The organism is Shinella zoogloeoides (assembly GCF_020883495.1).
In the GTDB taxonomy this organism is placed as follows: Bacteria; Pseudomonadota; Alphaproteobacteria; order Rhizobiales; family Rhizobiaceae; genus Shinella; species Shinella zoogloeoides.
Map to the genome: position 1 here is coordinate 2,239,113 of NZ_CP086610.1, position 22,135 is coordinate 2,261,247.

The following is a 22,135-nucleotide window of genomic DNA, read 5'->3' on the forward strand; positions in this document are numbered from 1 at the left end:
GCCATGGCTGACACAACCGAACACCTCCTCATTCCGAAGCCGAACCGCGCGCGGGTGCCGTCCCGTAACATCGACGAGCAATTCGATGAGCTGGCGCTAGCCTTGGACATGGTCGATGCCTTCATTCATGCCCTGCGGCAGGCGGTGGTTTTACTGGCGCCTGCCGACCACGATCAGGCGATGGAGACAATCACCGGCCTGGTCGACGCGCTCAATGCGAAGATGCCGGCCGATCGCCAGTTCAAGCTCGACGATCTCACCGACGTCGACGGGGCGACTGCCGCGCCGGTGAACTATGTCCTGGTGAAGTCGAGCGGCGGGCTGTTCGTACCGTCCACGGCGCTGGCGGCGCTGGGCGTGCACCCGCATCTGATTTCCGAGGTGACGGGCCTTGTCACCGCGTTGACCGACCGTCCGACGCGCGACGAGGTGGCGGCAGGGCTGGATGTCCTCAATGATGACCTGATGGCCGAAATCCAGAAGCGCGGCGTGCCCATTGGAACCATGGTTCATTCTGCTGTGCCGCTGGAAGCCTATGGCTATCTCCTCGCCAACGGAGCGCCATGCACCCCGGTCACCCCAGAACTGCGCGCCGCGTTGCTGGCCGCCGGCAGTCCGTTCGGACATAACGGGACGGACCCGTTGCTCCCTGACGAAGTGACCGCCAATCGCTTCCGGCGTGCTGCAGGCGGGAGCCTGCCGGTTGGCTCGGTGCAGGCCGACCAGATGCAGCGCATAACCGGGTCGATACGTGTTCGATCTACCGACGTAGCTGGATCGGCGTTTGTGGTGGCGGCTGACGGTGCTTTTTCTGCCAGCACGCAAACCGGACCTAGTGCTTCGGGCACGACAGTTGGCACCACACGCGGTCAGGACGTCTTGACCCTCGACACCGCCAATTCGCCCGGTGCGCGCACTGGCGATGAAACCCGCCCGAAGGGCATCACTTATCTGCCGTACATCAAGGCATTTGGCGCGATCACGATTGAGGGCATGGCGGACCTTTCCGCGCTCTTCAATGCGCTCGCGACGGAGATGGAAGCGGTCGCCGGAACTGACAATACGAAGCTCATGACGGCGCTGCGGGTGCGGCAGGCGATGAGGCTCCGCAACGGCGGGACGATTGCTCTTTCCGGGACGTCCGTTGAATTAACCGGCATACCTGCCGATGTGCAGCGCGTGACGCTTGATGTCGATGCCACGTTTTCAACGAATGTTGGACCGCGATTGGAATTGGGTGACGCATCGTCGTTCGCCGGGTCTGGCTACAGTGGTGCGGCGGCTAGATTTGTTACCACCGGATCGAGCGCTGCCGCCTCAAGTGCTTCGTTTTTCGATGACGGTGCGTCTCAAACATCTCGCCTTGCTCGATACGTCCTGACAAAACAGAGCGGTAATGCCTGGCATATCGAAGTTTCTGGCCAGTACGGTGCAGGAGGTGCTTTCTTCGGTTACGGAAAGGCAACTGGCCTTTCAGCAGCGCTATCGCGCCTGCGCCTCTCGACCGGGTCAGCAGCAACCATGTCCGGCACTGCGAAAATCTGGTGGGAGTTCTGATCATGACGTTTCGTGTTGTTTATGACCTCGCAACCGGCGAGCGTCAGGAAATCCCGCTGACGCCGGAGGAAATCGCAGCCCTTGAGCCGATAGCGCCCGAGCCGCCTCCGAATGAGATTTCCCGCCGTCAGTTCTTCCAGGAGTTGGCGAACCGGGAGCTGATCACGAAGGAGGAGGCCTTGGCCGCCATCACGTCCGGCACGCTGCCGGCAGAGTTCGAAACCCTCGTCGCAGCCATTCTCGACGAGGATATCGAATGGCAGGCGCGCATGGCCCTCTGCGGCGCGACGACCTTCCTGCGCACCAACTGGTTCGTGGATTACTTCGCTGCGATGAAGGGCTTCTCCTCGGCCTACATGGATGACCTCTGGAGCAAGGCCTTCCTCATAACCTGACGTCCGGCCGCGCGCCGGGTTGATTTTCGGCCGGGGAACGCGCATCTTCCACCGCAGAAGCGGACTTAGCGATCAAGGGGCTGACAACTGTCAGCCCTTTTTCTATTCCGCCCACGCCTAACGTCGCCCCAGCTTTGAACCATCAGCAGGGACGACCAATGTCAGGCACCACGGACTTTGTCGGCGTACGCGGGTTTTCGAACCTGCGTAGCACCGTCGCCAAGATCGACACGCGCAACAGCACCGTCGTCGGCGTCTGCCTGCCGGCACCCGCTGCCGACAACACGGTTTTCCCGCTCGACGAGCCGGTGCGCCTGTCGATCGACGATCCCGAGCAGGTCGAGAAGCTCGGCGCGGGCATTGCGCGCGACACCGTCGACCAGTTCCTGACGGAAGGCATCGTCACCGATCTCGCCTTCGTCCGTTCCGAGCATTCGACCCTGACCGATCCGGCCGCGAAGCTGGAGGCGGAAATCAATTCGATCGTCGGCAGCGCAGGTTCCAAGACCGGCATGTGGGCGCTGCTGGACGCCAAGAGCCACATCAAGATCGAGCCGGGCAGCATCATCTCGCCCGGCTATATGGCCCATCGCCTCGGCGGCGCGGCCAATGCCGTCGCGACGACCGCCCGCACGATCTGCGACCGGATCATCGACTGCATCGTCATTGCCGACACGCCGTCCACCTCCGTGGAGGCCGCGATCGAATGGGCCGAGGACTTCGCGACGGCCCTCAATGTCGTCGCCATGTATCCGGGCGGCGTCGTGAACCTCGGCGCAGGAAACGTCACGCGGCCGATCTCGGCCAACGTCGCCGCCGCCATGGTGCGCCGGGACAAGGAAACCGGCGGCCCCTACAAAGCCTTCTGGAACCGCCCGCTGCAGGGCATCCTCGCCCCGTCCGTGCCGGTCGGCTACACCGATGGCGATGTCAGCTCCGAGGCCAACCTGCTCGCCCAGGCCGGCGTCGGCACCATCATCGAAGGCAATCTGCTGTGGGCACCCTTCACAACGGCGACGGACCCGACCGTGAAGAGCTGGCGGTCCATCAAGAAAATCCGCACCCGCCGCGCCGTCGAGAAGGCGATGCTGCGGCCGCTGCGCCAGTACATGTCCGAGGACATCACCGGGCATGTCGTCTCGCTGATCTATCGGGCGGCCGACCAGTTCCTGGGCGATCTCGTCACGCTCGGCGCGCTCATCGACTACGAGCTGATCTGGTCGAAGGCCATGAACCCGGCAACCTTGCTGGAGGCCGGTGGTCTGCGCACGAAGATGCGCTGGGCCGAGACGCCCGACCTCGTAGACCTCCAGCTCTACGATGAAGCCATGCCGGAGGCTTTCGACGTGCTGCAGGCGGCAATTGCCTCCGCGCTCTCGCAGCTCGGCCTATCCAACGTGCGCGTCACTGCCTAAAGGAGAATTTTCATGGACGGCCTGATCAGGGGTGCCAACTGGTACTGCGGCGAGATCAACCAGCGCCTTCGCGCCGACGAAACGACCCTGCCGGTGCTGCGCCGTGAGATGATGCAGCTCGTCATGGGCGGTGGGTGGTTTTCGTTCGAACTGCCGGCCGAAGTGCAGCCGCTCACCGCCGAGATGACGGTGGAAGGGGTCCACAAGGACCTCAAGGCCCGGTTCGGCCGCGAACCCGGCGACTGGACGACGGTCTCGTACTACGAGAACCTGCTGAATGTCTTCCCGTCGAACTCGACTGGCGAAGTCGCCAACGGCGCGGCGCAGAACCTCGGCCGCGTCGTGTTTCTGAAGGGACTGCTCAATGAATACGCTCAGGCGGGCGTGAAAGGGCAGAAGTCGAGCGGGAAGACCCGGCTCGTCTGGTCATCGATCGTGCTCTACCACGACATCTTGGACGGCCAGACCGTCCACAAGTTCGACGTCCAGAACAACACCCTGATCATCGACGGCATCAATTACACCGCCGAGCATAATCGCCTCATTCGCGCCTGATCGGCGCGGATGGGGGTGTTTTTCGCCGGCCGCGTCTGCGGCTGGTTCTGCTTTGAGGAGGTTTCAAAGTGACTTCGAATGCCCCGCAGACAATGAAAATCGAGACTGCGCTGGAAAAAGACGATCGGCTCGCCGTCAAGGTCGCAGAAATCCCGCTGCCGCCTGTCGACCAGTGGGAGGCGCTGGACAATTCCGGCGACGCAAAGAAGGTCAGTGCGACTGATCAGCAGGCCCCGGTCGAGCGCGAGATAGCCCAGCTCAATTTCGACATTCCGACGATGGTCGTGCAGCCGCTCGACTTTCCGTTCACACATCCTGTCCTCGGCCACGTCACCGAAATCACCGTGCGACGGCTGACGGTCGGGGCGGTGGGCAACATCCTCGATGGCCGGGCAGCCGACGCGCCGGACATGTTCGACATCTACGCAGTCATGACCGGAGTGCCTGCGCCGGTCCTGCGCGGCCTCATCGATGTCGACGGCGAGAGGGTAACGGGAGCGTGCTTCGATTTTTTGCCCCGACTGTTGCGCCCGGTGACGACGGCAAGCTGACGCGCGTCATCATCGACTATCGGCGCTGGCGGTCGGTCATGGCTCGTATTTCAAGCAGCTTCTCGACGTCCTTGAGTGACCTTCTCGCGATGCCATGGGACGAGGCCCTTCGCTGGTTTCCAGAGGCGAAAAGTATCTACGGGGAGACATGGGGTAAGCGATGAACAGTACGCTTGATGTCGCTCTGCGACTGAGGATGCATTACCAGGGCCGCGATGCCGACAAGGCAGAGCGAGACATCAAGGACCTCGACGAGGCCGCCAAGCGCCTTGGCCGTTCCAACGGCGGCGACGCCCTGGCTCGCGATATCCGCACGATTGGCAGCAATGCTGACGAGGCGCGCCAGAAACTCGGCAAGGTCGGTAGCGGCCTCAATGGCTTGAAGGGCGAGGCCCGCGACGCTGCCGCCGCGATCGGCAGCATCAAGGCCGAGGCCAACGAGACGCGAGCTGCTATAGGCCGAATGGACAATGGCGCATTTGCCGGACTGAAGCAGGACGCCCATGCCGCGAAGCAGGCTATAGCAGAGATCGGACAGGCAGCCGAGCGCGCCGAGCAGAAGATGCGCGGCTGGCGCGGCCCTGCGGTGGCGAAGGGGGGCGGGCTTGGATACAGCCATATTCCCGTTGGTCGGAGCGGCTCGGGTTTTCTGAATGCGGCGGAAGGTGCTGTTGATCAGTTTGGCCTGCCGATCGCGCTCGGAGCTGGTGGTGCCTATATGGTTGGCGCGGTGCCCGCAGGCGCGGCTGTTGTTGCCGGCGCGGCCGTCAACGCGGCGGGGAACGACGAATTCACCCTCGACCAAATCCAGAATACCGGCGGCTTCAGCGATGAAGAGAAGCGCCGTTATGACGCCCTGATGGGGAAGATCGGCCCCAAGCATGGGATAGGCAAGCAGGGTGCAATGCAGGTGTTCGGGCTGCTCCAAGCCGGTGGGCTGGAGCATGGTGAAGCTGCAACGATGATGGATGATGTCGTTCGCTTTGCCAAATCGACAAATTCCGACGTGGGCGATGCAGCCAACACGGCCACAGCACTGCGCAACAATATGAAAATTGCCCCCAAAGATTTGCTCGCCGTCTTTGATGCTATGACGGTGGGTGGCAATTCTGGGAAGTTTGAAGTCCCGGACATGGCTCGGAACTTCCCGTCGATGTTGGCCGCCATGGCCGTGCAAGGATCGACCGGCGCTGGAGGTGTCAATCTGGCAACTGCGCTGGCGCAGTCCATCATGAAATCCTCCGGCTCACCAGATCAGGCGAAAACCTCCTTCGAAGCCATGCTCCGGGACATGATGGCGCCCGAAGTCACCGTACGGGCAAAGAAGGACTATGGGGTTGACGCGTCTGCAGTGAAGGAGGCGGCAGCCAAGTCGGGGCAAGACCCTGTCCTTGCCCTCATCAAGGCGTATCGCGAGGCAGTGGGCGGTGATGAAACCAAGATGCGCGACCTGTTCCGAAACGACGAGTCGTTCAAGGGTCTCGCCGCCGTTTTCAAGGACCTGAAAGAGGTCGAGGCATTGATGGCGAAAATGGAGAGCGCGAAGGGGGTCACCTCGGCTGGCTATGACAATGCGACGGATAATTTTAACTCTCAAAAAGACCGTCTGACCTCGAATGTCGGTCAGAATATCAAGGACCTTGCCAAGCCGCTTCTGCCTGTCCTGACCAGTGTCATGCGCACGATCTCCGAGAATATCGAAGCGGCTCGCGAGGCTCCAGAGAAAGACCCGATAAAGGGCCTCCCCGCCTCGGGCATCGCGGCAGAGGGGCTAAAGCTATTCCTAAAAGGGACCGCCAGCACTGGCGGCGAGCCGTCCGCTATCCAGCGTTTCCTCTTTGGCAAGGGCGCTGAAAAAGACTTCAACCTACGTGAGCATATGGGTGTTGATCTGCGAGGAACCGCGCAAAGCAGCATGGAAGGCTACAATGAAGCCCTTTCAGCCGAGGGCGCGAAGGCGCAAGGTATTGCCGGCTCGATCGCCGATAGCATCAAGGCAATGTTCGGCTTCACCGTAACTCCCACGATCCAGCCGACTTATGTGCCTCCCAGCGGTGGTGGCGCTGCCGCGACGACGGGCCAGCAGCATACGTCCATCTCGCCGACCTCCAACAGGTTCAACCAGACGATCGTTTCGCCGAACTCGATGCATGCCGCGCGGCAAAGCCGGCGCGAGATCCAGAAGGCGCAGGCGCGGACCCTCTATGATACCGGCCGGAGTCTCGCATGAGCGCCTTGAAGCCCTATGGCGCGCTCATCTCGATCGGTGGCGCGATCCTCTACACGGTCGGCCTCAACCCGCAGCGCATCAGCTATTCCTCGACCGCACGCTTTCCGGTGCATTCGGTGCAGTCCGGGTTCCGCGTTCAGAAGACCGGCGTCGATCCCGAGCGCATCACCCTTGAGGCCGTGACCTTCCCGCACGTTGTCGGTGGCCTCGATGCCTATGCCATCCTGAAGGCGCATCATCGCGGCCAGTCCGTCGTTCCCTATGTGCGGCTGCGCGGCAATTACCTTGGCGACGTCAACGGCCTTTGCGTCATCGAGACCATAGACACCGACGAGGAGCGCCTGCACCCGTTCGACGGCGTCGGCCGCAAGGTGGACGTGTCGCTCGGTCTCCTGTTGCTGCCGCCTTCGGCCGCGCTTGGCGGCGGGCTGAACATCATCAATCTTGGAGGCCTGCTCGGATGACCTATCCCGTCCCGCTCGGCGGCGAGCGCATCGACCGGATCGCGCGCAGGCTCATGCAAACCGAGAACCGTGGCACCGTGGAAGCACTGCTGGAGGCAAATCCCGGCCTTGCGGCAATGATGACAGCCGCCATGGTGCCAGCCGAGACCCTCATCCGCCTGCCGGCGACGTTCACACCGAAGACTGCGGCCAAGCGCTTCGTGCTGGCCTGGGAGTAATCATGCGCAAGCCCGTCGTTCAGATTATCGGCGCTTCCGGCACCGACCTCCTTCCAGGCTGGGGCAGCGCCGTCATGGCCGTCCGCTTCACCGATTGCGAGGGCGGCGAGGCCGACGAGCTGGAGATCGATTTCTCCGTTGCGCCGCCTTTGCAGGCACCGCCGGCCAAAGACACGAAGTATCGTCTCCTCTATGGATGGGACGCGTCGGCGCTGAAGGATGCCGGTCTCTTCACCTTCCAGAACGCCAGCTTGAACTTCGATCCCGAGCGCGGCTGGGTAATGACGGTCACATGCCGGTCGGCCGACTTCGTCGATGCCGACAAGGCGGCGGATATGGAGCATTTCGAGGAGACGACGGCCGGCGACATCTTCCGCAAGCTTGCCACCGGCGTCGGCAAGAGCGCCACCGTGCATCCCTCGATCGACGACATCGCCATCCCGTATCGTCTTCGCCACCAGCAATCGGCCATGGGGTTCGCCCAGGCCTTCGCCGACGAGCTAGGCGCGACGGTCAAGCCCGCGAACGGCCGCTGGCTCGTCACCATGAAGAACAGCGGCGAGACGGCGGGCGGCTCCACGATCCCGACGCTCACGATCTCGGCCGACGACGTGACGTCCTGCGGCCTGTCGACAGAGGGCCGGCCGGAATACGGGGAGGTCCAGGCGAGCTATTTCGACGAGGACCGGGGCTTTTCCCGGCTGGAGGCCGCGCGGGGCCTCGGACAGGCCGCCCGATTCCTCGCCCTTCATCCAGCACCATCGGCCGGCGAGGCGAAACAGCGCAGCAAGGCCGAAGCGCTCGACCTCGCCCGCGCGACGATCGACGGCAACGTCACCGTCGAGGGTGATGTGCAGGCCATGGCCGGCGCGCCGGTCGAACTGATCGGCTTCGGAGGATGGGCGGGCCTCAACATGGTGGCGCAGACCATCACCCATGAGTTCACATTCGACGAAAGCGGAGGGTGGTTGATGACGCCGGAATTTGCGGCGCGAACGAAGGCGAGCTGAAGTGACGTCGTTACGGAAGGCCGGCCTGTCGAACTCCGTAAGCTCTTTGAAAAAGTGAAATACACCCAACGGCCAGTTTATGGGCATTGCTGATCCGACGTTCAGCCCAGCAACTGGCAATGCCTTAATGTTTGGTCTAAACCACCATGAGGTTGCAGGGAACAAAGGGGGTTTGAATGCGACTTATCACAGGGCTTTGCGCTCTTCTGCTCGCATCCGGCACGCCGGCTATTGCCGGTTTCAATAGTTGGACGGCGGAAAGCGAAGACGATCCTTTTTCGGGCGGCAACAGGACAACCGTCGATTACTCCAACTCCGTACGCTCGGGTGTCCTAATCATTTGTGATACCGCTCAACCGGGATTAATGGTGCGCGCCGTACCAGGGTTTGCTTTCGAAGCTGGACTCTCTGACGTTACCCCGGAGATGGAATTCGCCATTGATGGCGCGAAGATCCTCGGCCAGGTTGGGCGTGTCGGGGCTGTTGGCGACAACATCGCGGCGGCGGAGACCCAGTTGTCGAAGGAGAATTCCGAGGCCTTCGTTAAAGCCTTTGCCGCTGCAACGAAGCAAATTGCGATCAAGGACGGCATCAGCGACCGTCCGTTCCTTCTCACCGCTCGCGGTTCCACGAAGGCCGGTGCGGCACTGGTAAAGTGCATGGCGGGACAGAAGTGATTTTGTCGTGAGGAGGCGGTTTTGCGCCTCCTCATCATTCTTGGATTTAACCAAGGCTATCTCTGCTTAATCCGAGATGTGAAATCGCCTCAAAGACGCTTCAAAGGATATTTTTGACAGGTCGAGTGGAAAAACCAAAATTCCGATTTCTGGTGTCAAAATTCCGGAAATTCGCGGCGAGCTACAACAACCCAAAAGAGAATTCGGGCGATTTTGCTCAAATTTCGAGGCGAAAGTTCAAATGTATGTGGCGAACAGCAAAGGAACTGGTGGGCCCGGAGGGACTCGAACCCCCAACCAAGCGGTTATGAGCCGCCGGCTCTAACCATTGAGCTACAGGCCCGTCCGGCGGCGCGCCGGGGCCGTCGGTCAATGGCGGCCGACGGCTGGAAAGCGTCTAGACGAAATCGGGCCGCCTCACAAGCATGTCGCCGTATTCTCTACACAATGCCGGGCGATGAACGGGGCAAGGGACACAACTATCAGGAGATATTCCCGCATGTTCCATGGAAGCTTGAGCCGCCGCACCGGCCTCGTCGCCCTCACCCTGGCCCTTGCAGCCGCCGCCGCACCGCTGGCCGCCCAGGCGCAGGAGACCGCAAGGCCGCGCGAATCGACCGTCATCGTCACCGGAGAGGGCACGGCCGAGATGGCGCCGGACATGGCGCTGGTCGACCTCGGCGTCGTCAAGGACGCCAAGACGGCCCGCGAGGCGCTGGACGCCAACAACAAGGCCATGGCCGACATTCTCGCAGCCATGAAGGACGCCGGCATCGAAGCCCGCGACCTGCAGACCTCCGGCTTCGCGATCAACCCGCAATATCAGTTTCCGCAGAGTTCGACGGGCGAGAACCCGCCGCCGATCCTCCTCGGCTTCCAGGTCACCAACACGGTCACGCTACGCGTGCGCGACCTTTCCAAGCTCGGCGAGATCCTCGACAAGGCCGTGACGCTCGGCGCCAACCATGGCGGCGGCATCCGCTTCGTCAACGACAAGCCGGACGCCGCTGTCAGCACCGCCCGCGCGCGCGCCGTGGAGAACGCCATCGCCAAGGCCAAGGAACTGACAGCCGCCGCCGGCGTCGGCCTCGGCCGTGTGCTGGAAATCTCCGAGACGAGCTTCCGCGCCGAACCGATGCCGATGATGCGCGCCATGGCCAAGGACTTCGCCGCCGGCGGCGCGGTTCCGGTCGCCACCGGCGAGAACAGCTATTCCGTCGTGGTCAACGTGACCTTCGCGCTCGGCAAATAAGCCGCGCCGGATAGCGGCAAAAGACGAAGGGCCGGGAAACCGGCCCTTTTTGTTGGTCTTCGAACATTCGGCGAAAGCGGTGGAGGCTACACTCCAAACCCGAAAACCCTCCCGGCGAGACCGGGAGGGCGGCCGTCCAGCGGCCGGGGGTGACAAGCTGGACGACGTCCTTCAGGTGAGCGCCAAAGGCGCCTCCCCCTTTGTCCTCGTATGATGGCTCAGCGCCAGATCGGGCAACCGCGGTCGTTGATGAAGACGATGCGGCGATAGTCGCCGTGGCGGAAGCCTTCGACCACGACGCGGCGCGGCGACATGTCGACGACACGGGCGCGGCGCATGCCGAAATCGCGGGCCTTGGCGACGGCCAGATCCGGCGAGCAGCGGCCGCGGCGACCCCAGTCCCCGTGGCGGCGATCGCGGCGATCGTCCCAGCGGTCGCGATCGTGACCGCGGCGACCGCGATCCCAGCCGCCGTCATAATCCTGGACCTGGAGGAAGCCGTTGCGATAACCGACATTGTCGATCGTCACGCTGAGGCTGGCGGCGGAGGCGGCCGGAACAGCGGCAGTCACGGCGCTAAGACCGAGGACGGCGGCAAGGATGGTCTTTTTCAGAATGCTGGTCATGGAAGGTTCTCCTGTTCGTTCCGGCCGGGCCGTTCTGTCCGGCGATTGAGGAAACCATATGGCGGCCCGCCTGAACGAAATCCGAATCCGCCGTTCAGCCTGCGTTCAACTTCATGAACCGCTGAAGATGGCAAAGCGGGTGATCGCCCCGTCCTCCCGTTCGAGGAGGATAATCTTCTCCTTCGAATAGCTGTCGCCGCCCGCCGAGCGGCCGCGCGCCGTCACGCGGATCGCGGCATTGTCGCCCGAGGCATCGCTCATCACCAGCACGTCGCCATAACTTTCATCATGGGCCTCGAAGTGGCGGGCAAGCCGGTCGCGCAGCGCTTCGCGGCCGTTGTCGCTGCCCTCTCCGATGCCGGAAAGCGCAACATCCTCATGGACCCTGCCGGCGAGCGCGGAAAAGTCGCGGGCGTTCAGCGCCTCGATGACGGCGCGGCTGGTGCTTTCGATATCGGCCATGGTTCTTCCTTCCGGTTGATCGCCCAGGGAAACGTTCGCCCCGCAACGTGGTTCCGTCAAGGGCGGGCCGGGCCTTCAGCCGATGGCCCAGAACAGCGTGCCGAAGACCACGATGAAAGCGAGGATCGCGCCCATGAAGCGACCGAGGCCCTGATTGGTGTCGGTGGTCGTGCCGACAATCGCATAGTAGATATCGTTCATCGCGAGGTCCTTTCCGTAAGAGGCGGATGCAGCGATAGCGCACCCGCCGGCCCGTCACAATTCCAGGAAGGCCCGGAAGCCGCCATAGATCATGCGCTTGCCGTCGAAGACATCCTTCCAGTCGTCGCCCTGCAGACGCTCGTCGGCCATCACCTTGGCGACGATCGCATCGCGCCGCTCCCGGGATTCGTAAGTGATCCAGGAAAAGATGACGATCTCGTCATCGTTCGCATGCACGGCGCGCGGGAACGAGGTGAATTCACCATAGGGCACGTCATCGGCGACGCATTCGACATAATCGATTGCGCCATGTTCCTTCCACACGTCGCCCGCCGTGCGCGCCATCGCCTTGTAGGCCTCCAGATTGGCCTTCGGCACGGCCAGCAGGAATCCGTCGACATAGGTCATGCTCGTCTCCTCCTTGGTTGGGGCATGACAAGAACGTGTGGCGCGGCGGCGATCCGACAAGGGGGCAGCCGCCGTTTATCGCTCTGCGCTCGCCTTCGTCGGATCGCCGACCGCCGCGTTCAGCCGCACGGCCTCCCGCACCAGCGCCTCGGCAAGCCCGCGATCCACGGTATCGCCCTCCACGAATGTCATCGTCGCCAGTTCGTATTTGCCGCCGGGCTTCAGCCGCGGCTCGATCCCGGTCAGCCGCTTGCCGCGCCAGAAACCGAACAGCACGCGGGCCGCCTCGGCGCGGATCAGCAGCACCGGCCCGTTGGAAAAGCAGACGATGTGCCCCCATTTGATGCGCTCTTCCAGCGCGCCGGCGGCGAGCACGGCCGCGCGCAGCGCATCGACGACCGCGCGGCGCCAGCCGTCGAGAGCCGCGACATAGGCCTGAGGGCTTTCGGCCGGCTTTTCCTTGCGCATCATGGGCATGGCTCCGCGTTTTCCCGCAGTCTACCGCGAACCGCCCTGCCCTGCCACGCTTCTCCACCGCCCATCCATGCGCAGGGCAAATCGTCTGTTGCCTCGCTGTCTCCGTCATGCAAGTTTCGGCCGCGTAAACGGCTCGGCATGAAAGGAAAAGACAATGCGGGACTGGTTTTGGCGGCGTGTCCTTTCCCTCTCCGCCTGCGGCCTCATGCTGGGCACGCTCTTCTTCGCGGCATCGCTGACGCCGAGCCTCCTGCCGCGCACGTATCTCACCCAGGGCCTGCTGTCCGGCGTCGCCATGGCGGTGGGTTACGGTCTCGGCGTTCTTCTCAGCATCCTGTGGGTCTGGCTGGAACTGCCGGAGGCGAAGAACCGCACGCGCCTCTGGGTAACGGCGGTGGCCGGCGGCATCTGCGGCGTCGTGGCGCTCGTCTTCCTCTGGCGCACGGCCGAATGGCAGAATTCCATCCGCACGCTGATGCACCTGCCGCCGATCGAAACGGCCCATCCCTTCTATGTCGGCCTCATCGCCCTTGCGCTCTTCCTCGCGCTGCTCGGCCTCGGCCGGCTGTTCACGCTCAGCGCCCGGCTGTTCGCCAGCACGTCGCAGCGCGCGGCCCCGCGGCGCCTTGCCTCGCTCATCGGCACCGCCCTTGCCGTCGTCCTCTTCTGGACGCTGGCGGACGGGGTGCTCGTCCGCTTCGTGCTGCACACGGCCGACTCCTCCTTCCAGCGGCTCGACCAGGTGTTCGAGCCGGACACGGCGGAGCCGACAAACCCGCTGAAATCGGGTAGCGCCGCCTCGCTGGTGCGCTGGAACGAGCTTGGCCGACAGGGCCGCTCCTTCGTGGCGACCGGCCCGTCGTCCAGCGACATCGCCGCCTTCACCGGCAAGCCGGCCATGGAGCCGCTGCGCGTCTATGCCGGCCTCAATGCCGCTGAAACGCCGGAGGCGCGGGCGCAGATCGCGCTTGAGGAACTGATCCGCGTCGGCGGCTTCGAGCGCTCCACGCTGCTCGTCGTCATGCCCACGGGCACGGGCTGGATCGACCCCGAGGGGATCGACCCGGTCGAGTACCTGCACCATGGCGATATCGCCAGCGTCGCCATCCAGTATTCCTATCTCGCAAGCTGGCTCTCACTGCTCGCCGAGCCGGATTACGGCGCGGAGGCCTCGCGCGCGCTCTTCCGCGCCGTCTACGGTCACTGGACGCGCCTGCCGAAGGATCATCGCCCGAAGCTCTATCTCTACGGTCTCAGCCTCGGCGCGCTTTCCTCCGAGCAGGCAGCCGAACTCTTCGAGGTCATCGGCGATCCCTATCAGGGCGCGCTGTGGTCCGGCCCGCCCTTCCCGAGCCGCATCTGGCGCCAGATGACCGCCGGCCGCAACCCCGATTCACCTGCCTGGCTGCCGCGCTTCCGCGACGGCTCCTACGTGCGCTTCACCAGCCAGCGAAACGCGCTGCCGGAAGCCGGCGACCATTGGGGGCCGATGCGCATCGTCTACCTGCAATATGCCAGCGACCCGATCACCTTCTACGACGCGCATTCCTTCTACCGCCAGCCCGACTGGATGCAGGCGCCGCGCGGGCCGGATGTCTCGCCGGACTTCCAGTGGTATCCGGTCGTCACCTTCCTGCAGCTCACGCTCGACCTTGCCATGGCGACCACCACGCCGATGGGCCTGGGGCACGTCTATGCCGGCGAGCATTACGTCGAGCCGTGGATTGCCGTTACGAACGTTACGGACTGGAGCGAGGCGGACATCGCGCGGCTGAAGGAGAAATACCGCGCGGACCGGTAAACGGGCCGCGCCATCACCGCACAAACAAAAACGCCGGGGCAAAACCCCGGCGTTCGCATTTTCAGATCCGTGCGCCTTATTCGGCGGCGACGATCTTGCCGTCTTCCCACTTGAAGAGCGAGAAGCTCTGCGAGGTGAGGTCGCCGCTTTCGCCGTAGGTCAGCTTGCCGATGGCGGTCGGGATGGCGTCGCCGGTCTTCAGGGCGGTTGCGACGGCGGCGGCGTCATCGGCGCTGCCGGCCTTCTCGATGCCGGCCTTCAGAACCTCGACGGCGGCATAGGCGTTGAGCGTGAAGGCTTCCGGCGGAATACCCTTTTCCTTGAGGACGGCGACGGCGGCCTGCGAGTCGGGGCTCTTCAGCGCGTCCGACGCGTTGGTGAAGAGCGTGCCGGCGGCAGCTTCGTTGCCGATCGCCCAGAATTCGCTGTTGGACAGGCCCTCGCCGCCGATGATCGTGGCGTTGACCGAGAGGTCCTTGAGCTGGCGGGCCAGCAGGCCGCCTTCCGGGTGATAGCCGCCGAAATAGATGACCTCGACGCCGTCGGACTTGAGGCGGGTGATCAGCGCGCTGAAGTCCTTGTCGCCCGGGGTGATCGAATCGTAGAGCGCCTCGGTGACGCCGCCCTTGTTGAGCGCGGCCTTGAAGGCGTCGGCAAGGCCCTTGCCGTAGGCGCCCTTGTCATGAACGATGGCGACCTTCTTGTCCTTCAGCTTGGCCAGCACATAGGCGGCGGCGACTTCGGCCTGCTGGTCGTCACGGCCGCAGGTGCGCAGCACGTTGGTGAGGCCGCGGGCGGTGAGGTCCGGCGCGGTCGCCGTCGGGGTGACCATCAGGATGCCGTTTTCAGCCAGCACGTCGGAAGCCGGGATGGCAACGCCGGAGGTGACCGGGCCAACGACGAAGCGGATGCCTTCGCCGACGATCTGGTTAGCGGCGGAAACGCCCTGCTTGGGTTCGCCCGCATCGTCGGTCAGCTTCAGCACGACCTTTTCGCCGAGGATGCCGCCGGTCTTGTTGATCTGGTCGACAGCCGCCTGGGCGCCGTTCTTCACCTGGTCGCCATAGGCGGCAACCGGGCCGGTGAGCGGCGCGATAAGACCGACGACGATATCGGCATGCGCGAGCGGCGCAAAGGCGACGGAAGCCGCAAGCAAGGCTCCGGCGAAAATCTGCTTCTTCATGGTGTATCTCCTGAACTGGGGCCTCGGAAAGGCCCGGTCGCAAACCGTCATGCGTCCGGACGGCGCTGCCGTCTGCTCTGGCATGGCGGGGTACTTTCACGGTCCGGAACAATCGTGCGCGAGAGGCCGGCGTGCTGCGGATTGATTAGGCCGGAAGGGCAAAAAGCGCAACAAAAGAATGCATTTGCATCCTTGATCGGCCGATCACTCCCATGAATGGGAGCGGCAAATCGCAATTGAATCAAAACCAATCGTTAAGATTTACAATTTATCAATATCCAGAAATCTTGAGGATCAGCGATGCGTTGCGTATTGATCGTCGTCCTCCTGCTGCTTGCCGGCTGCGCGTCCGTCCCCCGACAGACGCAGAACGCCTGCGCCATCTTCGAGCAGCGCGACGGCTATTTCGACAACTGGCGGCAGGCCGCCTATGGCGTTGAGCGCGAATACGGCGTGCCCGTTCCCGTGCTGATGGCGACGGTCTATGCGGAGTCCGGCTTCCGGCACAATGCCCGCCCGCCGCGCACCAAACTCTTCGGCTTCATTCCGTGGAAACGCCAGTCGACGGCGCTGGGCTATTCGCAGGCGCTCGACGGCACCTGGGCACGCTACAAGCGTGAGACGGGCCGCTGGACGGCCAAGCGCACCGACTTCGGCGACGCCATCCGCTTCATCGGCTGGTACCACAGCGAGAGCAACCGCAAGAACGGCATCGCCCTCAACGACACCTACCGGCTCTACATCGCCTATTACCACGGCCATACCGGCTACCAGCGCGGCAACTGGAGTTCGACGGCGAAGGCCGGCGGCAAGCGGGCGGCGACCATGGCGGTGAAGTATTCGCACCAGTTGAAGAGCTGCGGCGGCTGGTAAACCGCGCGAAGCGGGCGCCCCGCGTCCGGCTGCCGCCATAAACAAAAAGCCCCGCGACCTTCCGGTTCGCGGGGCTTTTTCGTTTCTTCGTCGCCTCAGCTATCGAGGAACGAGCGCAGCTTGCGGCTGCGGCTCGGGTGCTTCAGCTTGCGCAGCGCCTTCGCTTCGATCTGGCGGATACGTTCGCGGGTGACCGAGAACTGCTGGCCGACTTCTTCCAGCGTGTGGTCCGTGTTCATGCCGATGCCGAAGCGCATGCGCAGGACGCGCTCTTCGCGCGGCGTCAACGAGGCCAGAACGCGGGTCGTCGTCTCGCGCAGGTTCGCCTGGATGGCGGCGTCGATCGGCAGAAGCGCGTTCTTGTCCTCGATGAAGTCGCCGAGGTGGCTGTCTTCTTCGTCACCGACCGGCGTTTCCAGCGAAATCGGCTCCTTGGCGATCTTCAGGACCTTGCGGACCTTTTCGAGCGGCATGGCGAGCTTTTCGGCCAGTTCTTCCGGCGTCGGCTCGCGGCCGATCTCGTGCAACATCTGGCGCGAGGTACGGACGATCTTGTTGATCGTCTCGATCATATGCACCGGAATACGGATCGTGCGGGCCTGGTCGGCGATGGAACGGGTGATCGCCTGACGAATCCACCACGTCGCATAGGTCGAGAACTTGTAGCCGCGGCGATACTCGAACTTGTCGACCGCCTTCATGAGGCCGATATTGCCCTCCTGAATGAGATCGAGGAACTGAAGGCCACGGTTCGTGTACTTCTTGGCGATCGAGATCACGAGACGGAGGTTGGCTTCCACCATCTCCTTCTTGGCGATGCGCGCCTCGCGCTCGCCCTTCTGCACCATCGAGACGATGCGGCGGAACTCAGCGATGGAAATGCCGGTTTCCGTGGCGAGGTTCTGGATCTCCTGACGGATGTCGCGGATCGTCGTGTTCTCGTTCTTGGCGAACTCCTTCCAGCCGCGGGCGGCAAGGTTGGCGATCGACTTCATCCAGTTCGGATCGAGTTCCGCGCCGGAATACTGTTCCAGGAACGAGTCGCGCTTGACGCCGTAGCTTTCGGCAAGGCGCAGCAGGCGCCCCTCGTTCTGCATCAGGCGCTTGGAGATGTCGTAGAGCTGCTCGACGAGGCTATCAACGCGGTTCTGGTTGAGCGACAGCGACTTCACGGCCGTGATCAGCTCGTCCTTCAACTCCTTGTAGCGGCGCTCCTGGGCGGGCGAGAGCGTGCCGGTCGCCTGCAGGCGGGCTTCCACCTGCTGGTCCTGCAGCTTGCGCAGCTTCTTGTAGGTCTCGGCAATGGTGTCGAGCGTCTCCATGACCTGCGGGCGCAGTTCCGCTTCCATGGCGGCGAGCGAGAGGTTCGACTCGTCGTCGTCCTCTTCCTCTTCCTCCGGCGGCAGGCCCTCGCCGCCGACATTGGTGATGTCGTCGTCGTTGGCCGCGCGCGGCTTGCGGTTCTTTTCCTTTTCCTCGGCCGCCTTGCGATCGGCCTCGATCTTTTCCGGGCTCTGGAACTGCGGGGCAGCCTTCGCCTCGGGACCGGAATAGGTCGTCTCGAGATCGATGATCTCGCGCAGCAGCGTCTGGCCTTCGTTGAGTTCGTCGCGCCAGATGATGATGGCCTGGAACGTCAGCGGGCTTTCACAGAGGCCGGCGATCATTGTCTCGCGGCCGGCTTCGATGCGCTTGGCGATGGCGATTTCGCCTTCGCGCGACAGAAGCTCGACGGAACCCATCTCGCGCAGATACATGCGCACCGGGTCGTCCGTGCGGTCCGTCGGCTCCTTCTTCTTGGCGGTCGCAAGCGCGGTGCCGCCGGAAGAGGCAAGCTCCCCGCCTTCGCTCTCGTTGTCGTCGTCGCCGCCTTCGTCCTCGGTCTGGGCCGCCTCTTCGGCGTCCTCGTCCTCGATGACGTTGATGCCCATGTCCGAAAGCATGGCCATCGTGTCCTCGATCTGCTCCGAGGTGACTTCCTCGGACGGCAGGACGGAGTTCAGCTCATCCATCGTGACATAGCCGCGCTTCTTGGCGGCCTTGATCATCTTCTTGACGGCATCATCGGAAAGATCGAGAAGAGGGCCGTCGGATGCGCCTTCGCGTTCGTTTTCGACTTCCTCGTTCTCTTTGACCTTTGTCGCCATATTACTTCGTCGCTTTCCTGAGCACCAGTTTCCAAGCGGTAGGGGTTCCGCAGCCGATCGCCCTTCGGCATGCGCAAACGCGAATCAGCGTCCCTGACCTAACGGATTGACAATTAAATCCCGATTAACCACATCCCGGCTCGCGGGTCCGTGGGAATGTTGCGCAAGCAACATAATTGACATGACTTCCCGATCCGCCGTACCCATTCCTTCTCAGCCAACAATGGTGATTCCCAGAATTTTCGGTTACGTCAAGCTTTTCCGGCAAAAAAGCCGCAAAAGGTTCCGATTCGGGTTCGCAGACAGGCAGGTCGGCGGATCCGGGCGATTGAGCCTCATGTAGGCGCAAATCCCGGAAAGACAAGGGCCGGCAGCCTCGCGAAATCCAGCGGATTGACGCGAACGACTCACCGCCCCGCTCAGAACGAGCGGCCATCCACCTTGTCGATCCTCAGCGTCTCCAGATCGATGGCCGGAATGCACCGCAGGTTCACCGCCGCCATCCTGTTTCCTTTCGGGTCGCTTCCCTCGCCATAGGGCGCGATGCCGCAATTGGCGCAGAAATGGTGCTGGATGACGTGACGGTTGAACGTGTAGGTCGAGACCTTCTCCTTCGGCGTCGTCAGCCGCAGGTTTTCCGCCGGCACGAAGGCGAGCAGGCCGCCGCGCCGCCGGCACATGGAACAGTTGCAGTCCATGGCGGAATCGAACTCGCCCTCCACCTCGAAGGCGACATTGCCGCAATGACAGCTTCCCTCGTATTTCATCAGAAATCCTCCTTCCGTTAAACGCCAAACGCTTCCGTAGGCGGCCTCAATACCAATCCATGACGACCTTGCCGGAATTGCCCGAGCGCATCGCCTCGAAACCCTCCTGGAAGTCGTCGATCCCGATGCGGTGCGTGATGATCGGCGCAAGGTCCAGCCCGCCCTGCACGAAGGCGATCATCTTGTACCAGGTCTCGAACATCTCGCGCCCGTAAATGCCCTTCAGCGTCAGCATCTTGAAGATCACCTTGTTCCAGTCGATGCCGAAACCGTCCGGCGCGATGCCGAGAATGGCGATCTTGCCGCCGTTGTTCATCGTTTCGATCATCGAGCGGAAGGCCGGCGGCGCGCCCGACATTTCGAGGCCGACGTCAAAACCCTCCGTCATGCCGATCTGGCCCATCACCTCGGCAAGATCAGCCTTCGAGGCATCGACCACATGATCGATGCCGACCTTGCGGGCGAGGTCGAGGCGCACCGGATTGATATCCGTGATGACGACCTTGCGCGCACCCGAGCGCTTCGCCACCATCGCCCCCATGATGCCGATCGGCCCCGCCCCCGTCACCAGCACATCCTCGCCGACGAGGTCGAAGGAGAGCGCCGTGTGAACGGCATTGCCGAACGGGTCGAAGATCGCCGCCACCTCGTCCGGCACGTCGTCCGGGATCGGCACGACATTGTGCTCGGGAATGCAGACGAACTCGCCGAAGGAGCCCGGCCGGTTGACGCCAACGCCCTTGGTATAGTGACAGAGGTGCCCGCGCCCGGCGCGGCAGTTGCGGCACTTGCCGCAGACGATGTGCCCCTCGCCCGAGACGCGCTCCCCGACACGGTACTTGGTGACCGCCGAGCCGACCTCGGCAATCTCGCCGACAAATTCATGACCGACCACCATGGGCACAGGAATGGTCTTCTGCGCCCACTGGTCCCAGTTCCAGATATGCACGTCCGTGCCGCAGATCGCAGACTTCTTCACCCGGATCAGCACGTCGTTCGGCCCGACCTCCGGCACCGGCACATTTTCCATCCAGAGACCGACTTCAGGTTTTGCTTTAACCAGCGCACGCATCATGTTCGACATGACGAAAACTCCGCAAGGGATTCAGAAGACTCTCAAATGACGCCCAGTTCGCGCCCGACTTCGGCGAAGACTTGGATCGCCTTGCGAACGTCCGCCTCGCTATGGGCGGCCGACATCTGGGTGCGGATGCGCGCCTGCCCGCGCGGCACGACGGGGAAGGAAAAGCCGATGACATAGACGCCCTTCGCCAGCATGCGGCTCGCCATTTCCTGAGCAAGGCTCGCATCGCCCAGCATGACGGGAATGATCGGGTGCCCCTCCCCCGCAAGCGTGAAGCCAAGCTTCGTCATCTCCGCACGGAAGAGATCGGCATTGGCGTACAGCCGTTTTCTGAGCGCATCACCATTGTCGATGAGGTCGAAGACCTTCAGCGAGGCGGCCGCGATGACCGGGGCGAGTGTATTGGAGAAGAGATAGGGCCGCGAGCGCTGGCGCAGCCATTCGACCACCTCGCGCTTGCCGGACGTATAACCGCCGGAAGCGCCGCCGAGCGCCTTGCCCAGCGTGCCGGTGATGATATCGACCCGGCCCTCCACGCCGCAATGCTCCGCCGAGCCGCGGCCATGCTTACCAACGAAACCAACCGCATGGCTGTCGTCCACCATGACCATCGCGCCATATTTCTCCGCAAGATCGCAGACGCCCTCAAGATTGGCGATGATGCCGTCCATCGAGAAGACGCCGTCCGTGGCGATCATCTTGAAGCGGCTGCCTTCCGCCTTCTTCAGCTCCTCTTCCAGCGCTGCCATGTCGTTGTTGGCATAGCGGAAGCGCTTGGCCTTGGAGAGCCGCACGCCGTCGATGATCGAGGCGTGGTTCAGCGCATCGGAGATGATGGCGTCCTCCTCGGAAAGCAGCGTCTCGAACAGGCCGCCATTGGCATCGAAGCAGGAGGAATAGAGGATCGTATCCTCCTGCCCGAGGAAGGAGGAGATGCGCGCCTCGAGCTGCTTGTGCTCTTCCTGCGTGCCGCAGATGAAGCGCACGGAGGCCATGCCGTAGCCATAGCGGTCGAGGGCCTTCTTGCCGGCCTCGGCCAGTTCCTCGTTATCGGCAAGGCCGAGATAGTTGTTGGCGCAGAAGTTCAGCACGCGCTCGCCGGAGGCGACGGCGATCTCGCCGGCCTGCTTGGAGGTGATCACGCGCTCGGCCTTGTAGAGGCCGGCGGCCTTCAGGCCTTCGATTTCGGATTGGAGATGGGCAAGGAAAGCGGAGGTCATGGGCACGCACTCACGGCTGGAAGGAAAATCGGTTCGAAGCGGCGACGGCTCAGGCAACGCTCGCCGCATAGGCTGCGACAAGCCCCTCGTAGTCTTCCATCGGCGGGAATTTCTCGTAGCTGTGCGCGGCAGGCGTCGTGGCCCAGGCAAGCTTCTCGCTCGTATAGGTCTCGATGAAGGGGCTGGACCAGCTTGCGTCTTCGAGCATGGTCGGCCGGACATTGACGAAGAAATCCATACCCGCCGGCCGCGTGAACATCCATGTCATGCAATCCGGGCAGAAATGGTGCCCCGCCTCAGGACTGGCCCCGGCAACGACTGGCGCGCCGACCGTGACGGCAAAGCCTTGCGACGGGATGGCCGCGCTCAGCGAATAGGCGCTGCCGGACATGCGCTGGCAGCCGGTGCAATGGCAGGCCATGGTCAAAAGCGGCGGCGCGCTGATGCGGATTTGCACCCGCCCGCAACGGCAGGCTCCGTTCAGCGGCAAGGTCGGTCGCGGCATATTCGGCTCCCCCTCCGATCGACGCCGGCTTGTCTTGTTATCGTAGCGCCGGCGCAT

The 22,135-nt window shown here is 63.2% G+C and carries 24 protein-coding genes and 1 tRNA gene; 13 read left to right on the forward strand and 12 right to left on the reverse strand.

What is annotated here, in order from left to right:
* Nucleotides 1–3 precede the first annotated feature (3 nt).
* The 10 genes from K8M09_RS11165 to K8M09_RS11210 all read left to right on the forward strand — a co-directional run bounded on the left by K8M09_RS11165 (nt 4) and on the right by K8M09_RS11210 (nt 9,072).
* Complete coding sequence (locus K8M09_RS11165) at nt 4–1,557, forward strand: hypothetical protein (protein ID WP_160786944.1); 1,554 nt, start codon at nt 4–6, stop codon at nt 1,555–1,557.
* A gap of 2 nt (nt 1,558–1,559) precedes the next feature.
* A complete protein-coding gene (locus K8M09_RS11170; RefSeq protein WP_160786943.1) occupies nt 1,560–1,952 on the forward strand; it encodes a hypothetical protein in 393 nt (130 codons plus the stop codon).
* 158 nt (nt 1,953–2,110) lie between these two features.
* Entirely contained in the window at nt 2,111–3,367 is a 1,257-nt protein-coding gene (locus K8M09_RS11175; protein ID WP_160786942.1) for a phage tail sheath protein, read from the forward strand.
* A gap of 12 nt (nt 3,368–3,379) precedes the next feature.
* Nucleotides 3,380–3,922, forward strand: a complete 543-nt coding sequence (locus K8M09_RS11180; RefSeq protein ID WP_160786941.1) for a phage major tail tube protein — start codon at nt 3,380–3,382, stop codon at nt 3,920–3,922.
* 68 nt (nt 3,923–3,990) lie between these two features.
* Nucleotides 3,991–4,473, forward strand: coding sequence for a hypothetical protein (locus tag K8M09_RS11185; protein WP_160786940.1), 483 nt, complete (start codon nt 3,991–3,993; stop codon nt 4,471–4,473).
* A 160-nt stretch (nt 4,474–4,633) separates the two neighbouring features.
* On the forward strand, nt 4,634–6,703 hold the full coding sequence (locus tag K8M09_RS11190) for a phage tail tape measure protein (protein WP_160786939.1): 2,070 nt from the start codon (nt 4,634–4,636) through the stop codon (nt 6,701–6,703).
* Nucleotides 6,700–7,167: a phage tail protein gene (locus K8M09_RS11195; RefSeq protein WP_160786938.1), complete on the forward strand. Its 468-nt coding sequence runs from the start codon at nt 6,700–6,702 to the stop codon at nt 7,165–7,167. The genes K8M09_RS11190 and K8M09_RS11195 overlap by 4 nt, the downstream gene beginning before the upstream one ends.
* Entirely contained in the window at nt 7,164–7,385 is a 222-nt protein-coding gene (locus K8M09_RS11200) for a tail protein X (RefSeq protein ID WP_160786937.1), read from the forward strand. Before K8M09_RS11195 ends, K8M09_RS11200 begins: the two co-directional genes overlap by 4 nt.
* A gap of 2 nt (nt 7,386–7,387) precedes the next feature.
* Nucleotides 7,388–8,395, forward strand: a complete 1,008-nt coding sequence (locus tag K8M09_RS11205; protein ID WP_160786936.1) for a phage late control D family protein — start codon at nt 7,388–7,390, stop codon at nt 8,393–8,395.
* Between the two features lie 176 nt (nt 8,396–8,571).
* Nucleotides 8,572–9,072, forward strand: coding sequence for a hypothetical protein (locus tag K8M09_RS11210; RefSeq protein ID WP_160786935.1), 501 nt, complete (start codon nt 8,572–8,574; stop codon nt 9,070–9,072).
* A 267-nt stretch (nt 9,073–9,339) separates the two neighbouring features.
* On the opposite strand, the gene K8M09_RS11215 is transcribed toward K8M09_RS11210, so the two are convergent.
* Nucleotides 9,340–9,415: transfer RNA gene (locus K8M09_RS11215), tRNA-Ile, on the reverse strand.
* A gap of 156 nt (nt 9,416–9,571) precedes the next feature.
* Here K8M09_RS11215 and K8M09_RS11220 point away from each other — a divergent pair.
* A complete protein-coding gene (locus K8M09_RS11220) occupies nt 9,572–10,324 on the forward strand; it encodes an SIMPL domain-containing protein (protein ID WP_160786934.1) in 753 nt (250 codons plus the stop codon).
* 218 nt (nt 10,325–10,542) lie between these two features.
* On the opposite strand, the gene K8M09_RS11225 is transcribed toward K8M09_RS11220, so the two are convergent.
* The 5 genes from K8M09_RS11225 to K8M09_RS11240 form a co-directional block, all read right to left on the reverse strand.
* Nucleotides 10,543–10,950, reverse strand: a complete 408-nt coding sequence (locus tag K8M09_RS11225; RefSeq protein WP_160786933.1) for a hypothetical protein — start codon at nt 10,948–10,950, stop codon at nt 10,543–10,545.
* A 111-nt stretch (nt 10,951–11,061) separates the two neighbouring features.
* Entirely contained in the window at nt 11,062–11,412 is a 351-nt protein-coding gene (locus K8M09_RS11230) for a nuclear transport factor 2 family protein (RefSeq protein ID WP_160786932.1), read from the reverse strand.
* A 75-nt stretch (nt 11,413–11,487) separates the two neighbouring features.
* Nucleotides 11,488–11,613 carry a hypothetical protein gene (locus K8M09_RS23660; protein ID WP_267500138.1) on the reverse strand — a complete coding sequence of 42 codons (126 nt, stop codon included), beginning with the start codon at nt 11,611–11,613 and terminating at the stop codon, nt 11,488–11,490.
* Nucleotides 11,614–11,667: 54 nt separating this feature from the next.
* Complete coding sequence (locus K8M09_RS11235; protein WP_160786931.1) at nt 11,668–12,021, reverse strand: DUF1428 domain-containing protein; 354 nt, start codon at nt 12,019–12,021, stop codon at nt 11,668–11,670.
* A 75-nt stretch (nt 12,022–12,096) separates the two neighbouring features.
* Entirely contained in the window at nt 12,097–12,492 is a 396-nt protein-coding gene (locus K8M09_RS11240; RefSeq protein ID WP_160786930.1) for a DUF1801 domain-containing protein, read from the reverse strand.
* 160 nt (nt 12,493–12,652) lie between these two features.
* Here K8M09_RS11240 and K8M09_RS11245 point away from each other — a divergent pair, with 160 nt between their 5' ends.
* Entirely contained in the window at nt 12,653–14,299 is a 1,647-nt protein-coding gene (locus tag K8M09_RS11245) for an alpha/beta hydrolase (RefSeq protein ID WP_160786929.1), read from the forward strand.
* 76 nt (nt 14,300–14,375) lie between these two features.
* On the opposite strand, the gene K8M09_RS11250 is transcribed toward K8M09_RS11245, so the two are convergent.
* Entirely contained in the window at nt 14,376–15,482 is a 1,107-nt protein-coding gene (locus K8M09_RS11250) for an ABC transporter substrate-binding protein (protein WP_160786928.1), read from the reverse strand.
* Nucleotides 15,483–15,782: 300 nt separating this feature from the next.
* Here K8M09_RS11250 and K8M09_RS11255 point away from each other — a divergent pair, with 300 nt between their 5' ends.
* Nucleotides 15,783–16,355 carry a transglycosylase SLT domain-containing protein gene (locus K8M09_RS11255; protein ID WP_160786927.1) on the forward strand — a complete coding sequence of 191 codons (573 nt, stop codon included), beginning with the start codon at nt 15,783–15,785 and terminating at the stop codon, nt 16,353–16,355.
* A gap of 95 nt (nt 16,356–16,450) precedes the next feature.
* On the opposite strand, the gene rpoD is transcribed toward K8M09_RS11255, so the two are convergent.
* The 5 genes from rpoD to K8M09_RS11280 form a co-directional block, all read right to left on the reverse strand.
* Nucleotides 16,451–18,502 (reverse strand): RNA polymerase sigma factor RpoD, encoded by a 2,052-nt coding sequence (gene rpoD / locus K8M09_RS11260; protein ID WP_160786926.1) that lies wholly within the window; start codon nt 18,500–18,502, stop codon nt 16,451–16,453.
* Nucleotides 18,503–18,921: 419 nt separating this feature from the next.
* A complete protein-coding gene (locus K8M09_RS11265) occupies nt 18,922–19,269 on the reverse strand; it encodes a GFA family protein (RefSeq protein ID WP_160786925.1) in 348 nt (115 codons plus the stop codon).
* A gap of 46 nt (nt 19,270–19,315) precedes the next feature.
* Complete coding sequence (gene tdh, locus K8M09_RS11270; RefSeq protein ID WP_160786924.1) at nt 19,316–20,353, reverse strand: L-threonine 3-dehydrogenase; 1,038 nt, start codon at nt 20,351–20,353, stop codon at nt 19,316–19,318.
* Nucleotides 20,354–20,385: 32 nt separating this feature from the next.
* On the reverse strand, nt 20,386–21,573 hold the full coding sequence (locus K8M09_RS11275; RefSeq protein ID WP_160786923.1) for a glycine C-acetyltransferase: 1,188 nt from the start codon (nt 21,571–21,573) through the stop codon (nt 20,386–20,388).
* A gap of 49 nt (nt 21,574–21,622) precedes the next feature.
* Nucleotides 21,623–22,078 carry a GFA family protein gene (locus K8M09_RS11280; protein ID WP_160786922.1) on the reverse strand — a complete coding sequence of 152 codons (456 nt, stop codon included), beginning with the start codon at nt 22,076–22,078 and terminating at the stop codon, nt 21,623–21,625.
* Nucleotides 22,079–22,135: the final 57 nt, after the last annotated feature.